The 15,931-nt window shown below is 67.1% G+C and carries 13 protein-coding genes; 3 read left to right on the top strand and 10 right to left on the bottom strand.

All coding sequences use genetic code 11. From position 1 onward, the window contains the following. Positions 1-175: 175 nt before the first annotated feature. Together ACXJKC_RS05425 and ACXJKC_RS05420 are read left to right on the top strand one after the other, a co-directional pair. Entirely contained in the window at positions 176-685 is a 510-nt protein-coding gene (locus ACXJKC_RS05425; RefSeq protein WP_456695663.1) for an Lrp/AsnC family transcriptional regulator, read from the top strand. A 116-nt stretch (positions 686-801) separates the two neighbouring features. Continuing rightward, a complete protein-coding gene (locus ACXJKC_RS05420) occupies positions 802-2,109 on the top strand; it encodes an NAD(P)/FAD-dependent oxidoreductase (RefSeq protein WP_456695662.1) in 1,308 nt (435 codons plus the stop codon). 77 nt (positions 2,110-2,186) lie between these two features. On the opposite strand, the gene ACXJKC_RS05415 is transcribed toward ACXJKC_RS05420, so the two are convergent. The 8 genes from ACXJKC_RS05415 to ACXJKC_RS05380 all read right to left on the bottom strand — a co-directional run bounded on the left by ACXJKC_RS05415 (position 2,187) and on the right by ACXJKC_RS05380 (position 11,983). Further along, the gene (locus ACXJKC_RS05415; protein ID WP_456696144.1) at positions 2,187-3,563 is read right to left on the bottom strand and encodes an FAD-binding oxidoreductase; all 1,377 of its coding nucleotides are present in this window, start codon (positions 3,561-3,563) and stop codon (positions 2,187-2,189) included. Next, positions 3,563-4,480 (bottom strand): alpha/beta hydrolase, encoded by a 918-nt coding sequence (locus tag ACXJKC_RS05410; protein ID WP_456695661.1) that lies wholly within the window; start codon positions 4,478-4,480, stop codon positions 3,563-3,565. The genes ACXJKC_RS05415 and ACXJKC_RS05410 overlap by 1 nt, the downstream gene beginning before the upstream one ends. Positions 4,481-4,522: 42 nt before the next feature. Beyond that, positions 4,523-5,764 carry an amidohydrolase family protein gene (locus ACXJKC_RS05405; RefSeq protein ID WP_456695660.1) on the bottom strand — a complete coding sequence of 414 codons (1,242 nt, stop codon included), beginning with the start codon at positions 5,762-5,764 and terminating at the stop codon, positions 4,523-4,525. A gap of 214 nt (positions 5,765-5,978) precedes the next feature. Beyond that, the gene (locus tag ACXJKC_RS05400; protein ID WP_456695659.1) at positions 5,979-6,512 is read right to left on the bottom strand and encodes a cupin domain-containing protein; all 534 of its coding nucleotides are present in this window, start codon (positions 6,510-6,512) and stop codon (positions 5,979-5,981) included. Between the two features lie 201 nt (positions 6,513-6,713). Next, positions 6,714-7,445, bottom strand: a complete 732-nt coding sequence (locus ACXJKC_RS05395) for an ABC transporter ATP-binding protein (RefSeq protein WP_456695658.1) — start codon at positions 7,443-7,445, stop codon at positions 6,714-6,716. Then, complete coding sequence (locus ACXJKC_RS05390) at positions 7,442-9,349, bottom strand: dipeptide/oligopeptide/nickel ABC transporter permease/ATP-binding protein (protein ID WP_456695657.1); 1,908 nt, start codon at positions 9,347-9,349, stop codon at positions 7,442-7,444. Before ACXJKC_RS05390 ends, ACXJKC_RS05395 begins: the two co-directional genes overlap by 4 nt. Then, positions 9,346-10,305, bottom strand: coding sequence for an ABC transporter permease (locus ACXJKC_RS05385; RefSeq protein ID WP_456695656.1), 960 nt, complete (start codon positions 10,303-10,305; stop codon positions 9,346-9,348). Before ACXJKC_RS05385 ends, ACXJKC_RS05390 begins: the two co-directional genes overlap by 4 nt. A gap of 52 nt (positions 10,306-10,357) precedes the next feature. Further along, entirely contained in the window at positions 10,358-11,983 is a 1,626-nt protein-coding gene (locus tag ACXJKC_RS05380; RefSeq protein ID WP_456695655.1) for an ABC transporter substrate-binding protein, read from the bottom strand. A gap of 272 nt (positions 11,984-12,255) precedes the next feature. Between ACXJKC_RS05380 and ACXJKC_RS05375 the strand changes: the two genes are divergently transcribed. Beyond that, the gene (locus tag ACXJKC_RS05375) at positions 12,256-13,587 is read left to right on the top strand and encodes a PucR family transcriptional regulator (protein WP_456695654.1); all 1,332 of its coding nucleotides are present in this window, start codon (positions 12,256-12,258) and stop codon (positions 13,585-13,587) included. A gap of 12 nt (positions 13,588-13,599) precedes the next feature. Here ACXJKC_RS05375 and ACXJKC_RS05370 read toward each other — a convergent pair whose 3' ends face one another. Continuing rightward, on the bottom strand, positions 13,600-14,847 hold the full coding sequence (locus ACXJKC_RS05370; RefSeq protein WP_456695653.1) for an amidohydrolase family protein: 1,248 nt from the start codon (positions 14,845-14,847) through the stop codon (positions 13,600-13,602). After that, complete coding sequence (locus tag ACXJKC_RS05365; protein WP_456695652.1) at positions 14,844-15,797, bottom strand: alpha/beta hydrolase; 954 nt, start codon at positions 15,795-15,797, stop codon at positions 14,844-14,846. The genes ACXJKC_RS05370 and ACXJKC_RS05365 overlap by 4 nt, the downstream gene beginning before the upstream one ends. Positions 15,798-15,931: the final 134 nt, after the last annotated feature.

Genomic DNA, 15,931 nt, shown 5'->3' with positions numbered 1-15,931 from the left:
TTCGAGTGACCGTTCGGGCTTGTGGCTCGTCGGGTCACGGGTTGATTGTCCTGTGGATCACACTGGACATTTCGTTGATCAATAGTGAATAGTCAGGACCGGAGCGTCAACAGGCTCGCCCTCAACTAGGCATAAAGCTCAGCTACAGAATTTTTTGGCTCTCGGAGGTTGTCACATGGCAATGATCGACCGGCTCGATGCGGAGATCATCCGGCTCCTGACCTTCGACGCCCGAGCCGGTGTCGCCGAGATGGCAGAGACTCTGAGCGTCAGCCGCAACACGGTCCAGTTGCGTATGAACCGGCTGTTCGACACCGGGGTCCTCGAGGGCTTTCGTCCGGTCATCAACTTCGCCGCCATCGGGACGCCGCTGCAGGCCCTCATCAGCGTCGAGCTCGACCAGCGTCTGCTTTCCGACATCATCCGGGGTCTGGCCGCACTCCCGGAAGTCATCGAGGTGCGGATCCAGGCCGGACGAGAAGACATCCTGGTCCAGGTCGCGATCGCCTCCCTCGAGGCACTCCAGGAGCTGACGGCCTCGATCGTCGGAATCGAAGGTGTCCGCAAGACGACGTCCACGTTCTCGGTCTCGGCTCCCGTGCCGTTTCGGGTGCAACCGCTCCTGCACAAGCTCACCGAGGATGCCGGCTGGGGGCGTTCGACTCCAGCGGTCTTGGACTCCTGAACGCCGAGCAACCCCGGGCCGGCAAGGACGCTGCGCTTCGTCTGTCGCGGTCGGCCGGGTACATCCGCGACACGTGACTATTACGTCGGAGCTTCAGCGCGGCTGACCATGGTGGGGTGAATCTCAGTGCGGACGCCATCGTTGTCGGTGCCGGTGTTATCGGCTCCTCGACTGCCCTCGAACTCGCTCGCGCCGGCCTCCGGGTCGTCGTCGTCGACCGTCTCCACGGCCCCGGCCAGGGGTCGACGAGCGCCTCCAGCGCCGTGGTCCGGTTCAATTATTCGATCTTTCCCAGCGTCGCGGCGGCGTGGGAGTCCAAACACTGCTGGGAGGACTGGGCCGGCCACCTCGGCTTGGTCGATCCCGCGGGGATGGCCGGCTTCCGCCGCACCGGCATGGTCTTCCTGGACGTCGAGGCGGCCCCGACCGAGAAGGTCATGCCGCTGTTCGACCGAGCCGGCGTGCCGTACGAGCTGTGGGACGCATCGACCCTCGCTGCGCGCGTGCCCGGCCTCGATCCGGGCCGCTTCTGGCCCCCCAAACGACTCGACGACGAAGCCTTCTGGGCCGACCCGACGGGCCGGCTCGGTGCACTGTGGACGCCCGACGGCGGCTATGTGGACGATCCGATGCTGGCAGCGGCCAATCTCGCCACCGCGGCTCGCGAGGCCGGCGCGCAGTTCCTCTTCCGGAGTCAGGTCACGGCGGTGCGACGGTCCGATAGCGGCGTCGCGGGCGTCGATCTGGCCGACGGCAGCCAGGTGTCGGCGCCTGTCGTCGTCAACGTCGCCGGTCCCTGGTCGTCGGCGTTCAACCTGATGGCGGGGGTGGGCGACGACTTCACGATCACGACCCGGCCGATGCGACAGGAAGTGCACCATGTGACGGCACCTCCGGGCTTCAACGACGGAGACCGGATCGGTCCGGTCATCGCGGACCTCGACCTCGGGACGTACATGCGCGGCGCGCCCGGCGACGGGTTCTACGTGGGCGGCACCGAACCCGAGTGCGATCCTCTGCCGTGGATCGACGATCCGGACGCGGCCGACCTCAACCCGACTCGCACGGCGTACGAGGCGCAGGTGACACGCGCAGCGCGCCGCTTCGGCGAACTGGGCGTGCCGCCTCGCCCGCGGGGCATCGCCGGCGTCTACGACGTCACCACGGACTGGACGCCCATTTACGACCGGACCTCCCTCGACGGCTTCTACGTCGCGATCGGCACGAGCGGCAACCAGTTCAAGAACGCACCGGTCGCCGGTCAGTTCATGCGCGACATCATCCTGGCCGTCGAGGACGGGCACGATCACGACGCAGATCCTGTTCAGTACCGCGGCGAACGGACCGGACTCACGGTCGACCTCGGGTCGTACTCGCGCCGACGCCCGGTCAACGCCGAGTCCAGCGGAACCGTGATGGGGTAGTAGATCACCGAAATGGCCCCGACCCCGCATTCGCGTGGGTCGGGGCCATTGCTTTGCCGCCGCATGGCTCGACGGCTCTATCCGGAAGTGGGGATGACCTTGCCGGGGTTGAGGATGCCGTGCGGGTCGAGCGCGGCTTTGACCGCGTAGTGCAGATCCATGACCGCTGGGGGCAGCTCGGCGGCGAGTCCGTCCATTTTGAGCAGGCCGACACCGTGCTCGCCGGTCACCGTGCCGCCCAGCGCGAGCGCTTCTTCGATGATGTCCTCGAAGGCCCGCTGCGCCCGTTCCCGGGCCGCGTCATCGTCGCGCGGCGTGACCAGGAGAGGGTGCAGATTGCCGTCGCCTGCGTGCGCGATGTTGGCGATCAGGGTGTCGTGCTTCTTTCCGATGGCCTCGATCCGGGCGAGCATCTCCGGAACCGCCGCCTTGGGCACGCAGACGTCCTCGGTCAGCACCGGCCCCAGACGTTCGAGGGCCGGATATGCCAGCCGCCGCGCTTCGAACAGGGCATCGGCCTCCGACTGATCGGTCGAACGAGCCGCCCACGTGGCGCCCGCCTGCTCGAAGCATTCGCGGATCGCCTCTGCCTCGTCGTCGCCGGCCGCGCCCGGGACGTCGCACCGCGCCAGCAGGACGACATCGGCCTCAACCGCGAGGCCCATCTTCTTCCACTGGTCGACCGCCTCGAGGCAGTGCCGGTCGATGAGCTCCAGTGCGGACGGAACGATGCCCGCCGCGCCCACGGCCGTGACTGCACGCCCGGCATCCACGATCGACGAGAAGTAGCCGGCGACGGTGCGCTCGGGCGCCCGTTGAGGGCGCAATCTGACTGTGACCTCGGTGATGACGCCCAGCGTCCCCTCGGAGCCGACGAGCAGCCCGGCGAGGTCGTATCCTGCGACGCCCTTCGCGGTACGTCGGCCGAGCCGGACCAGCTCACCGGTTCCGGTGACGATCTGCAGTTCGAGCACGTAGTCGGCCGTGACCCCGTACTTCACGCAGCAGAGTCCGCCTGCGTTCGTCGCGACGTTGCCGCCGATCGTCGACCACGGTGCTGAGGCGGGATCCGGCGGGTACCAGAGACCGTGCTCGGCGACTGTGTTGCGAAGGTGGTCGTTGACGACGCCTGGCTGCACTACGGCCAGCCGTTCCACCGGGTCGATCTCGGTGATGGCCGTCATCGCCTCGGTCGACAGGATGACACACCCGTCGATGGCGTTCGCCCCGCCGGACAGGCCCGTGCCTGCCCCGCGGGCAACGACGGGCACGCCGAACTCGATGCACGCGCGCACGACCTCCTGGACCTCCTCGGCGGTGCGCGGCCTGACCAGGACGAGTGGTGTCCCGTAGGGCGCCCATTCGGCCTCGTCGTTGGCGTAGCTCGCCGTCACGGCGGGATCGAGCTGAATGCGATCAGCGGGAATCCGCTCTTGCAGGCGTTCGATCAGCATCACGCAGGACTCGTCCAGCAGGTGCGCATGAAGCTGAGGAACGAAGGCTGGAGACCCGTGACGTGGGTTTCGCCCAGCACCTGCGTCGTCAGCGCGAGCCCCGAGTCGCCGGAGCGCAGCGACTCGACGAAGAGGGTGAATCCACGTCCGAGCTGGCGGTAGATGGGCATCTCGCCGGTCATCTCCGGCCCGTTGATCGTGAGGTGGAGCCGTTTGCCGCTGAGGTCGAGAGGCTTCTCGGCAAGCGTGAGCGCGAGGCTCTCCGAGGATCCGATGCCTGGGCTCCCCGCGCCGTATGCGGCGAACAGGGAACATCCGGTGAGCAGGGCGTACAGGGTGAACAGGCCACCGTAGGAGTAGCCGAACAAACCGTGACCCTCCGGCGCGACCCGGTAACGACGGCTGATCTCCTGGTGGAGCTCATCGGTGATGAAGGACAAGAATGCGTCGGCCCGCGTGTTCGAGAGCTCGTCGAGATAGGCGTCTGCCTCCGCCTGGGTCATCAGCTGGTTCTCCACCGCCGCCTCCAACGAGCCCCGCATCGCGGGCGGGATCGGCTCGCCCGGCGGCACGAGATCACGGTTGCGCACCCGTCCCCAGTCCTGGGCATCGGCGCCGGCGTAGCCGATCGTCACCTGGAGGTACGGAGTGATCGGGAGCAGAAGATCGCTCTGCATCACGGCCAGCGGCGCCGTCTGACCGAGACTGAAATTGCCGTCGGTCACGTACAGGACCGGGTAGGTCACCTGCTCGTCCTGGGCATAGGTCGGCGATGTGGTCACCCAGATCGCGAAACGGGCGCCCACCGACGTCGAGTCCATCTCGAAGTACTGCGTCGATCCGAACACCTGGTCGACGGGCATGGTGGCGATGTTCGTGCTCTCGTGCTGATCGCCGTTCTTGACTTCCTCGGTCATGCGTTCCTCCTGGGTTGTTGCTGGGGGCGTGGGTCGTCCGCCCTAGTTCAGCCGGTTCTTGACGATCTCGCCGCCGCGCATGATGAGGTCCAGATTCTGGCCGTCCGCCGCGAGGAGACCGATGTCCTTGAGTGGATCGCCGTCGACGACGATCAGATCGGCGTGCGCCTCGGGCTGGACGCAGCCCAGCTTGCCCTCCTGCATCAGGATCTCCGCGCCGACTGAAGTCGCCTGGCGCAAGAGCTCGACCGACGAGAAGATCTCGCGCCGTAGTTCGAACTCCCGGGTCTGCTGCGGGTAGAAGCCGGCGAGCAGGTCCGTGCCGAAAGCGAGCTTGACGCCGGCGCTGCGCATCACGTCGAGTCCGGCCATCGAGTCGTCGTAGACAGCGCGCAGATTGTCCATGCGGTCGCCGGGCAGTCCCATCTCCAAGCCCTGCTCGACCAGAGAGAAGAGGCAGACCATCGTGGGCACGACGTACGCGCCACGCTCTGCGACGAATGCCGCCGTTTCGGCGTCGATCTGAGCCGCATGCTCGATGCAGCGCACTCCGAAGTCGACCGCCCTGCGGGTCGACTCGCTCGACAGACAGTGTGCGGCCACATAGGTGCGCCGCTCGACACACTCCTGGACGATCGCGCGGATCTCGTCCTCGCGGAACTGGTTCATCCAGATCGGATCACTCGGTGACATCACGCCACCGGAGGCCACGATCTTGATGCAGTGGGCACCGCGGCGCAGCTCTTCACGCGTTGCCTTGATGCACTCGTCGACACCGTCGGCGATCACGCCGGCCCAGTTCATCGCATCGCACGAGCAGTACCCGTGCGTGTGGTGCTTCTCATTCGGCGTGCGGTAGTCGACGTGGCCGCCGGTCATCGACAAGATCTTGCCGGCATAGAAGAAACGCGGGGCCCTGATCAACCCGTCCGCGATCGCGGACGCCAGCGGATAGTCGCCGCCGCCGATATCGCGCACCGTGGTGAAGCCACTGTCGAGCGCATGTCCGAGCTTCTTGATCGCGTAGGCGGTCCGATAGGGCGCATCACGATCGTTGAGAACTCGTGGATCGAGATCGGAGAAGTAGGAGTGCACGTGCATGTCGATCAGACCTGGCATCAGGGTCTTGCCGGCGAGGTCGATCCTGCGAGCCTCACCCGACCGGATCGGACGATCGGAGACCTCGCGGATGGTTCCGTCCTCGATGAGCACTGTCATGCCCTCTGGGCACTCTTCTGAGACACCGTCAAAGATTCGTGCGTTCTCCAAGATGATCTGCGTCATCGTCACTGCCTTCCAACTTCGGTTGATGCCAGATCAGCCTCTGGCTCGCGGTACCACACCAACACCACAGAGAGCGCCAGTATCGTCATCGATGCGACAAAGACCGGGAAGGCCAGATGGGAGCCCGTGGCGATGACGGTGAGATTGTAGGCCGCAACACCAGCCGGGACCCGAACCTTGGCCGGCGTCCCGGACCGCTACAGGAGGTCGCCGGTCAGGAACCGGCGGCGGCGCTGCCCTCGTACCTTGTGCCCACCACCACTGCTGCGACAACACAGGGCTTGGTGCCCCGGTTGACCCACCGGTGAACATTGCCGACCTGGACGATCACGTCACCGGTCTGGAGCTCCTTGGCCTGCGAGTCGCTGAGTTCTAGAGTGATGGGGCCGTCCACGACCACGACCAGATCGATCGTCTCCGAGGTGTGCATGCCATCGGTGCCGGGCTCGACGGTGGTCAGGAGACCGGGGAACGCCTCCTCCAGCTCCTCGAGCTGACTCTCCGTCGGATCGTCGATAGGGGCAGCTGCCTGTCCAGGCTGCAGGGTGAGGAGCACGAAACGCCAGCCGTCGGTCGGCGGGAAGTGACTGTGCCAGGAGGGCTGTGAGCCGTCCCGCGGCAGAACTCGTTCGTCAGCGCCCCAGATGTGATGCATCGCCACACCGGGCAGCGCCTCGGCCGATCGAGCTTGGATCGTGGAGTCATCGGTAAAGACCGGATTGCCGTTCTCGTCGTTCGCTGAGATCACTCTTCGGAGCATCGTCGTCCCCTTCGTCTAGTTATGGGTTGGGTGGCCATCCGCAGGTGAGTGGTGGCCACCACCACGAATCCGTTCTCTCATCCACTGCTTTCGTACATCCTGTTTCCTCGAGATGGCGGCCAGCAATGGAGGCATGTCACGACTTCGGTCGGGATTTCTCGACAACTGTCGGGATCAGCATGCCGGATCTCAGCCGGTCGGACTGGGGATGGAGGCGAGAAGTTCGCGTGTGTAGGCGTGGGCAGGACTCTCGAAGACCTCAGCAGTCGGTCCCTGCTCGACGATGCGCCCGCCCGCCATGACCGCGACGTGGGTCGCCACGTAGCGCACCACGGCGAGGTTGTGAGAGATGAAGAGCACCGTGAGCCCGGTCTCTCGCTGCATCTCCCTGACGAGGTTCAAGATCGCGCCCTGGACGGAGACGTCCAGAGCCGACGTGATCTCGTCGGCCAGGATCACCGAAGGTCGTCCGGCCAGAGCCCTGGCGATGGCAACCCGCTGTCGCTGCCCGCCGGAGAGCCGGCTCGGCGCGTCGTTCGCCCGGTCTGGATCCAGGTGGACGAGCTGGAGGAGCCGGGCGATCTCGGCGGTTCGCGAGGCTCCCCGAAGCCGCTCGGGAAGGGCCTCGGCGATGCTCTTGCCGATGCTCATCCGCGGGTCGAGCGAAGAGAACGGGTCCTGGAAGACCATCTGGAGCGGCCGTCGACGTCCTCGGTGTCGGACCGGCTGCCCGTCCAGCAGGATCCGTCCGCCACCTAGCGGCGCGAGCCCGACAGCGGCTCTGGCGAGGGTGGACTTTCCCGATCCCGACTCGCCCACCAAGCCCATGATCTGCCCCTCGGGCACGGTCAGGTTGACACCGTCCAAGACGGTGTGGTGTCCGTAGCGGACCGTGACGTCCTCGAACTCCAGTCTGCTCATCTGACCATCTCCTTCGTCCCGGCGTGCAGAGGTTGACCGGCGTGCCAGCACGCCACAGAGCCGGTTGCGTCGGTCTCCAGCGCGGGGTCCTCGTCCCGGCAGCGTTCTGTCGCCAAGGGGCAGCGAGCGGCGTACGCGCAGCCGTCCGGCACGTGCCGGGGATCCACGGGTTGTCCCGGAATCGTGGCGAGCGGGGCATCGAGATCGGTTGTCATGTCCGGAACCGCGCCGATCAGGGCCCGGGTGTACGGATGGCGCGCCTTGGTGCGCAGATCCGCGGACGGCAGGTCCTCCACGATGCGTCCGGCGTACATGACGAGCACGCGGTCGCAGACGCTCGAGACGACCGAGACATCGTGGCTGATGAGCAAGACGGCGGTGCCGTGATCGCGGCGGGTCTCCTGCAGCAGGTCGAGCACCTGTCGCTGGACCGTCATGTCGAGCGCGGTGGTCGGCTCGTCGGCGACGATCAGTCGGGGGGTGCCCATGAGTCCCATCCCGATCATGGTGCGCTGCCGCATGCCGCCGGAGAACTCGTGCGGATGCTGGCGGGCGCGACGCTCCGGATCGTCCAGGTGCACGGCACGGAGCCGGTCGACCGCACGGGCGGACGCCTCCTGCCGGGTAAGACCCTGGTGACGGCGTGCGCCCTCGGCAAGCTGGCTCCCGACCCGCATGACGGGGTTGAGTGAAGTCATCGGGTCCTGGAACACGACGGCGAGTGACGTCCCGAGGAGGGCGTCGTGGCTGGAGCGCGAGCCGGACTGCAGATCGGTCTCGCAGAAGGTGAGCCGTTCGGCGGTGACTCGTCCGGGCTCCTCGAGCAGCTGCGCGATGGCCAGCGCTGTCATCGACTTGCCCGAGCCGGACTCCCCGACGATCCCGACAGCCTCGCCGGTCCGCAGAGTGATCGAGACCCCGCGCACAGGTGAGATCGGAGCGCTTGGTCCCGGGAAGGAGACGTGCAGGTCGCGGACGTCGAGCACGTCGGCGTCGCGGGCGTTCCCCTCATCAGCATGTCCTACCGGTCGCACCGTGGCCCGTGCCGTGCTCGCCGAGGACCACTTCGCCCTGATGCGGGACTTCGCGCCGAAGGTGCCGGCGGCGGCCTCGCCCGTCAGATTGAATGCGAGCCCTGTGAGGACGAAAGCGATCCCGGGAAGGAGCGCGGCGAGCGGATTGGTGTAGATGCTCGACAGGCCGTCCTGCATGAGGCGGCCCCAGTCGTACTGCGGTGGTTGTACACCGATGCCGAGGAAAGACAGGCCACCAAAGGCCAGGAGGACGCTGCTCGCGGTGACCGTGGCGTTGACCACCAGCGGCTCGGCGACGTTGGGCAGGACATGGCGCACGATGATGCGCACAGGGTGGACGCCGGAGATGCGTGCCGCCGCGACGTAGTCCCGCTCGGCGATGCCGGCACCCAGGGTGTGGACGAGCCGCGCGAAGGGCGGCGCGATCGCGACCCCGATGGCCAGCACGGCGCTTGACGTGCTGACCCCGAGGATGACCGCCAGGAACAGCACCATCAGCAGGCTCGGGAAGCCCAACAGCACGTTGAAGAACGCCACCATGAGCCGGCCCAGCCGCCGTGGGAGGAGGAGTGGAGTCAGGCCCAGCAGCAGCCCGAGCCCGACGCCGAGTGCGGTGGCCAGCAACGTCAGGACGATCGAGAGACGGGTCGCGACGAGGGTCCGGAAGAAGATGTCGCGTCCGAGCTCGTCGGTTCCTGCCCAGTGCTGCGACGACGGCCCCGAGAGGATGTCACGTGTGTTGGTCACTGTCGCGCGGTCGCCCCACAGGATGGGCGCGAGCAGGGCGAGCACCACGAGAATCGTCAGCAGGGCGACCCCGACGATGCCGACGGGGGTGCGCAGCACCTGGGGCCAGTTGCGTCGCATCATGAATCTCCTATCGTCGAGCGCGGATCGAGGGCCGCTACAGCCACGTCGACGAGGGTGTTGGCGAGGAGCGCGATCGCGCCGTAGACGAGGACGGCGCCCTGCACCAGCGGGTAGTCCCTGCTCCGGATCGAGGAGACGATGGTGCTCCCCAACCCCGGCCAGGCGAAGACGTTCTCCACCAGCACCGTGCCCGCGACCATGGCCGCGAACATGATGCCGCTCAGCGTGAGGGTGGCCGTCACGGCGTTGGGCAGGGCATGGCGCAGGTTGATCCGCAGAGAACTCAGTCTCTTGGACCGGGCGGTGCGGACGTAGTCGGCGTCCAAGACAGACAGCATCTCGACGCGGACGATGCGTGACATCACGGCGGCCGGTCCGATGGACAGCGCCAGCACCGGTAGCACGAAGGAATCGATACCGTCCCGGCCGGCCGTCGGGAGGACTCCCAGGTTCACCGCGACCACCGCGACCAGCGCGACGGAGACAACGAACTCCGGGATCGAGCTGAGCACGATGCTGGTGCTCACGAAGGTGAGCTCAGCCCGCCGCCGCCGACCCCGCCGGGTGGCCACGGCCATGGCCACGCCGACGGGGATCGCGATCGCGAACGTGAGAAGGAACGCCGGCAGCGCCAGCGACAGCGTCCCGAGCAGTCGTTGCACGATCGTGTCCGCCACGGGGAGCTGGGTGAGGATGGACTCGCCCAGATCTCCCGTGAACAGGTTCTTCAGATAGCGCAGGTATTGGCTCAGCAGTGGATCGTCGAGGCCCAGCTGTGCGCGTCTGCTTGCGACGAGCTCAGGGGGAGCGTTGGTGCCGAGCGCGGCACGCACCGGATCGCCCGGCACGAGCTGGATCATCAGGAAAGACGCCGTCACCAGCACCCACAGCGAAATGAGCAGTCGCCTCACCCGCCGCCCGGCGAACGTCCACCAACGTCCGCGTGACCGATTCACCGCTTGCTGGACCTCCACAGGGGAAACCACTTGCTGAACCTCCACCGGTAGATCAGCCCAGCATTCTGATGCTCGTCGGCACCGTGAGGACGCCGGTACGCTTGAGCTCCGCGTTCTTGTGGAACGTCAGGATGGTGATGTTGGCGAACGGGACGATGTCGTTGTCGCGCAGGAGCGCCGTCTCGGCAGCCTTCCAGTCGGGGCAGCTGTCGCTGCCGATCTTGGTCATCGCCGACTTCACGCCGGCGTCGTATTCGGCGTTGTCGATCGACGCGAGGTTGTTGCCGCCCTTGGCCGGCGAGGGCCCGGAGAAGAAGGGCACGAGCACCAACGGGGTCGGTGTCTTCGGCGACGACCAGGTGACGTCCCAGTCACCGGTCTGGAACAGGGCCGCCGTCTGCTCGGTGATGTCGAGGGGCGTGGCGTCGACCTTCACGCCGAGCTTCTTCCACGACGCGACCGTCAGTTCGGCGGCCGCGGTCTGGCCGGGGCCCTGGCTGCTGTAGATGAACTTGATGGCCAGCTTCTTGCCGTCCTTGGCGAGGATGCCGTCGCCGTCCTTGACCCAGCCGTCCTCGGCCAGAGCCTTCGCGGCGGCCGCCGGATCGGCGGCCGGCAGGTTGCCCTTGACCGAGTTGTAGCCGCACACGCCGGGGTCGTAGACGGCCACGGCGGTGGGGGCCGAGCCCCGACCCGGGGCGATCACGGTGCGCAGCTCGTTCAGGTCGAGCGCCTGGGTGAGCGCCTTGCGGACGACGGGGTCGCTGCCGAGGCGGCCGGGGGCCTGGTTGTACCACTGGTGCGCGTAGGCGCTCTGGGTCTTGACCGCGTCGATGCCCGCCTTCGCGAGCCGGTCGCCATCGGGGCCGAAGAACGAAGCCGCGTTGGCCTGACCGCCGAGGATCAGGTTGGCGCCCGTGGTCTCGTTGGCGACGATCTTGAGCACGACCTTCGCGGGCGTGCCCGGCTCGGACGTCGCGGCACCGCCCGGTCCCCAGTTGTAACCCTTGCGCACGGCGAGGGTGTAGTGATCGCCCGGCACCGATTCGGTCACGGTGAACGGGCCGGTCCCGGCGCTGCCGGTCTTGAGCAGGTCCCTGTCCTTCATCCCCGCTTGGCACACCATCGGCAGGCGTCCGAAGCCCGCGACGACGAACGGTGCCGGCGTGGGGAGCGTGACGGTGACCGTCGACCCGGAGGCGCTGGCGGTCGCGTCGGCCGGCACGTACACGCCGCGGAACGGGCTGGCGTTCTTGATGTCGGCGACGTGCGCGATGTTGTCGACGACGGTCTGGGCGTCGAACGTCGAGCCGTCCGAGCAGGTGACGTCGTCACGGATCTCGAAGGTGACGGCCTTCTCGGTGACCTTCCACGACGAGGCGAGCTGCGGCTTGACCTCTCCCTTGTCGTCGGTCGCCACGAGGGTGTCGTAGGCGAAGGGGGCGAACTCGGCCGCGAGGAACGAGGCCTGGGGGTCGAGGTTGCCCGGATCACTCATGGTGGCCATCGTGAACGTCCCTCCGTCCACGTAGTCACCGCTCCTGGCCGAATCGCTCGAGCCGCCACAAGCAGCGAGGCCGGTGGCGGTGAGGAGCAAGGCGGCGGTCACGGCGACTCGGCCGCGCCGGCGTCGGCGGGCTACCTGGCCGTCCATCGCCCGGTTCTCGGTTATACGCATGAGTACACCTCTTCGTCCGTGGGATCGCGGGCCGGCGGCGCGCGACATGAGACGTGAGACCTGCCTGCCGTGAATCGGGGCTGGTCGAACGTTCCCCGAATCGTCGCCCAGCTCGACGATCGGCAACCAGATACATCCGTCGCGAGTTCCGGCCCATTGACACGACAATTGGTAGATCACAGGCCACGTCCGTGGCACATAACGTGAATCGACTCGACCGACGACCGACCGGCCGCCAGGTGCATGCCTTATAGAAAGGACTGATCTGACGTATGACGGCGCGGCGTAGACCCGAGCAGGCCAGCGGTACCGTGGGATATCGCACCGGAGAGGACCTCGCCGGACCCGATCGACGTTACGGGTCGGCGGTATTGACGACCATGGACTTCGACACCCTGCAGGCCATCGTGGATGACCTGGCCAACCGCCTTCAGCGGTCGGTCGCCGTCGACGACACGGCCATCCGGCTCATGGCCTCGAGCCGGCACTTCGGTGAGGAGGACGAGCTGCGGTCCAGTTCGATCCTCAATCGCGAAGTCCCCGGCCCGGTGGTCGAGCGCATCCTCGGCTTGGGAATCGCGGACTGGACCGAACCCGGCTGGGTTGAAGACGCCGAGCTGGGCGTGACCCGCAGGTTGTGCGTGCCGATCCGGTATCACGGTCTGCTGCTGGGGTACATGTGGCTCATCGAGTGGTCGGATCACCGCATCGCTACCGAGGACGTCGAACGCGCCGTCGTCGCGGCTGCCCAGGCCGGTGTCCTGCTCTATCGTGGCCGGCTCTCACGTGAGCGGTTGAGAAACCGTCACGAGGCGGTTCTGCGCGAGCTGGTCTCCTCGGACGAAGCTGCGCGGGCGCAGGCGGTCGAGGACCTGCGGGCCGAGCAGGTCTTTCCCGAACATGCTCAGCCGTATCAGGTGCTCGCGGTACGGACGACGACCCTGGCCAGCACGACAACCGGCGACCCCGAGCTGCAACTGGCGGTTCAGGAGGCCGCGGGACGGCTGCCGTCCGGAACGGTCATGGCGGTCGCGGGCCCGGCCCGGGCCTGGCTCGTGCTCGCCGGGGCGGAGCCGTGGTCCGATCTACGCGTCGAGTCGCTGCGCGGCCAGATCTCCGAACGGCTGACCAGCGGGACGTCGAGCGAGCCTGACGTGACCTTCGGGCTGGGTGGAGTTGTCACTGAGCTCGACGATCTGCACCTTTCCTATCGTCAGGCCTTGATGGCGGCCCGCGCCGCCGACCTCGTGCCGTCCTTCTCGCCGTTCGCCAAATGGGCCGACCTCGGCCCCTACCAGTTGCTCCTGCGGATGAACAGCAGCGACATCGCCGCGGTGTCGTCCGTCCCGGCGCTCAAAGCACTCGAGGCTGCCGACAATCACGGCATCCTGCTGGAGTCCCTCGAGTGCTATCTCGACCACGCCGGCGACGTGCGCCGCGCGGCCAGCGTCGCATTCGTGCACCGTGCCACCTTCTACCAACGTCTCCGGCGCATCGAGGAGGTGACGGGCTGCGACCTCGGGTCCGGGTCAGACCGGCTCATGTTGCACCTCGCGCTGAAGATCCGCACCTTGGCGTCGGGGTCTGGAACGCCTGGGCGGTGAGTCCCGGGCGGCTCATGACGCCCCTGACAGCTCGTCCTTGTGGAATCGACCGGCCTTCATGATCACGGGGAGCGTTGTGCCGCGGCGGCCCAGCACGGTGATGTCGGTCAACGGGTCGCCGTCCACGACGAGCAGGTCGGCGTGCGCGCCCGGAGCGATGACGCCGAGGCGACCCTCCTCCTGCAGGATCTCCGCGGCCATGCTGGTGGCGGAGACGAGGATCTCGTAGCCGCTCAGCACCTGGGCACGTAACGCGAACTCGTCACCCTGGCGCTCGTGACTCGCGCCGAGCAGATCGGTGCCGAACCCGACCTTCACACCCGCTTCCTTGAGCCGGCCCAGCCCGTTGAGCATCGCGTCGAGGGTGCCCTCGAGCTTGCGCCGACTCACCTCCGGCAGCCCTAACGCCGCGCCGTCGTCTTGCAGCGCCTTCACGACCGCCAGCGTCGGCACGACGTACGTTCGGTTGTCGGCCAGCACCGCAGCGGTCTCCGGGCTCACGAACGTGCCGTGCTCGATGCAGCGCACCCCGAGGTCCGAAGCCCTACGGATGGCCGCGTCCGGATGGCAGTGCGCGAAGATATAGCTGCCGCGCATGTCGGCCTCCTCCACTGCCGCAAGGATCTCGGCGTCGGTGAACTGCAGCGCGTCGATCGGATCACTCGGCGACGCCACGCCACCGGACGCCATGATCTTGATCGCGCGAGCACCCCGGCGAAACTCCTCACGCACGGCACGTCGCACGGCGTCCGGCCCGTCGGCGATGGCAGTGAACCGCTCGTGACGAGGCGGACAGCACTCGCAGCCCGAAAGGTCCTGCTGCGAACCGGCCCGGAAATCACCGTGCCCGCCGGTCTGCGAGATGTAGCGGCCCGAATGGTAGAAGCGCGGGGAGGCGATCCAGTCCTGCTCGATCGCGCGAGCGAAGCCCGCATCGGTCCCTCCGGCATCGCGCAGCGTCGTGAACCCGTGGTCCAGGCTGGTCTGCAGGAATCGCGCCGCGAACATCGCGTAGTACTCGGTGGGTTGTTGCGCCAGCCGGGCGACATCGAGGTCCGCCGCCCAGATATGCACGTGCAGGTCGATGAGGCCAGGCATCAGCGTGCGCCCGCCCACCGGGACGACGGTGTCGACCGGCAGCTCGATCCGCGCGTCCGAGACCTCACGGATCACTCCGTCCTCGACCAGGACGTCTCCGGGTCGGCGACCGCGATTCACACCGTCGAAGATCTGGGCGTCGCGGAACAATGTCGTGGTCATGCGGTCACAGTCTCATTCGGTCGAGCGACGTCAAGGGTGCGAGGGGGATTGACGGACGGCCAGCATGCCCTCAGATAGCTGTAGTAGGAGGGCACGGAGCCCGTGGCGTGGGACTCGTGGGCCATGACATGACTGGACGACCGCAACCCATTCAAAGGTCGTTGCGCGAGTCGCCCGAGCAACTGCAGGGTGCCGGCGCCGACGAGTCGCTGATAGTAGGGCGACACTGTCAACTCAGACTCGCAGACCGTGACGTGCAGCTCGCGACCAGTGTGGTCGGCATTGCTGTCGAACTCTTCGTCGTAGCAGCGCAGCACCTGGGACATGTCCGGCAACATGCCGGGGCTGCCTGCGCCGATGCGCGTGAAGATCGTCCGCTGCACGGCGGCCCAGGCGGCGAAAAGACCGCCATAGGAATACCCGTGCAGTCCCAGACGGGTCTCGTCGACGCGGAACTCGGCGGCGATCAGGGGGTGCAGCTCCGTGGTGAGGAAGGACAGGAATCGGTCGCCTGCCGGATTGCGCAGATTCTGCAGGTAGTACTCCGCATCCGGCTCCGTCAGCAGATTCGCGGCCACGAGGCTCGCCATGGCTTCCTCGCTCGCGTTGGCGGGGTCCAGTGGCTCGCCTGGGGGCACGAGGTCGCGCGCCCGCACGGCGAGCATGCGCGCGGCGTCCTGGCCGGTGTATCCGACCTGCACTTGGATGAGGGGTTCGATGGGATTGATGGGGTCGTCGCTGAGAAGGGCATTGACGGTGGTGGGAGCGCTCTTGTTGCCATCCGGCTGGTACACGACCGGGTACCGACGTTCCGGCTGTGTCGCGTACAGGTTGGGCAGGGTCACCCACACCGCGAACCGGGCGCCCACGGCCTGCGATTCCACTTCGTAGTACCGGGTGCTGGGCAGCACGCTCTTCAAGCTCGCCTCGATCGGCTCCAGGCCCGTCATGCGGCCGCTCCGTCCTGAGCGGCGTCGTTCACGAACTCGGCTCTCTGCTTCTGGATGTCATCAGTCATGGTCACGCACCTTTGCTGTGGGGAGTTGCTCCCGTGGACAGGGGGATGGTCGATTGCTGGATCACT

The organism is Aeromicrobium sp. P5_D10, from assembly GCF_054049535.1.
The sequence above is the reverse complement of the archived record's forward strand: the minus strand, read 5'-3'. Positions and strand labels throughout refer to the sequence as shown.

Bases quoted from the DNA above. Each gene is read 5' to 3' on its own strand.
- ACXJKC_RS05365 (WP_456695652.1), bottom strand. From the start codon at position 15,797: ATGACGGGCCTGGAGCCGATCGAGGCGAGCTTGAAGAGCGTGCTGCCC.
- ACXJKC_RS05415 (WP_456696144.1), bottom strand. From the start codon at position 3,563: ATGCTGATCGAACGCCTGCAAGAGCGGATTCCCGCTGATCGCATTCAG.
- ACXJKC_RS05425 (WP_456695663.1), top strand. From the start codon at position 176: ATGGCAATGATCGACCGGCTCGATGCGGAGATCATCCGGCTCCTGACC.
- ACXJKC_RS05390 (WP_456695657.1), bottom strand. From the start codon at position 9,349: ATGATGCGACGCAACTGGCCCCAGGTGCTGCGCACCCCCGTCGGCATC.
- ACXJKC_RS05375 (WP_456695654.1), top strand. From the start codon at position 12,256: ATGACGGCGCGGCGTAGACCCGAGCAGGCCAGCGGTACCGTGGGATAT.
- ACXJKC_RS05395 (WP_456695658.1), bottom strand. From the start codon at position 7,445: ATGAGCAGACTGGAGTTCGAGGACGTCACGGTCCGCTACGGACACCAC.
- ACXJKC_RS05380 (WP_456695655.1), bottom strand. From the start codon at position 11,983: ATGCGTATAACCGAGAACCGGGCGATGGACGGCCAGGTAGCCCGCCGA.
- ACXJKC_RS05410 (WP_456695661.1), bottom strand. From the start codon at position 4,480: ATGACCGAGGAAGTCAAGAACGGCGATCAGCACGAGAGCACGAACATC.
- ACXJKC_RS05405 (WP_456695660.1), bottom strand. From the start codon at position 5,764: ATGACGCAGATCATCTTGGAGAACGCACGAATCTTTGACGGTGTCTCA.
- ACXJKC_RS05370 (WP_456695653.1), bottom strand. From the start codon at position 14,847: ATGACCACGACATTGTTCCGCGACGCCCAGATCTTCGACGGTGTGAAT.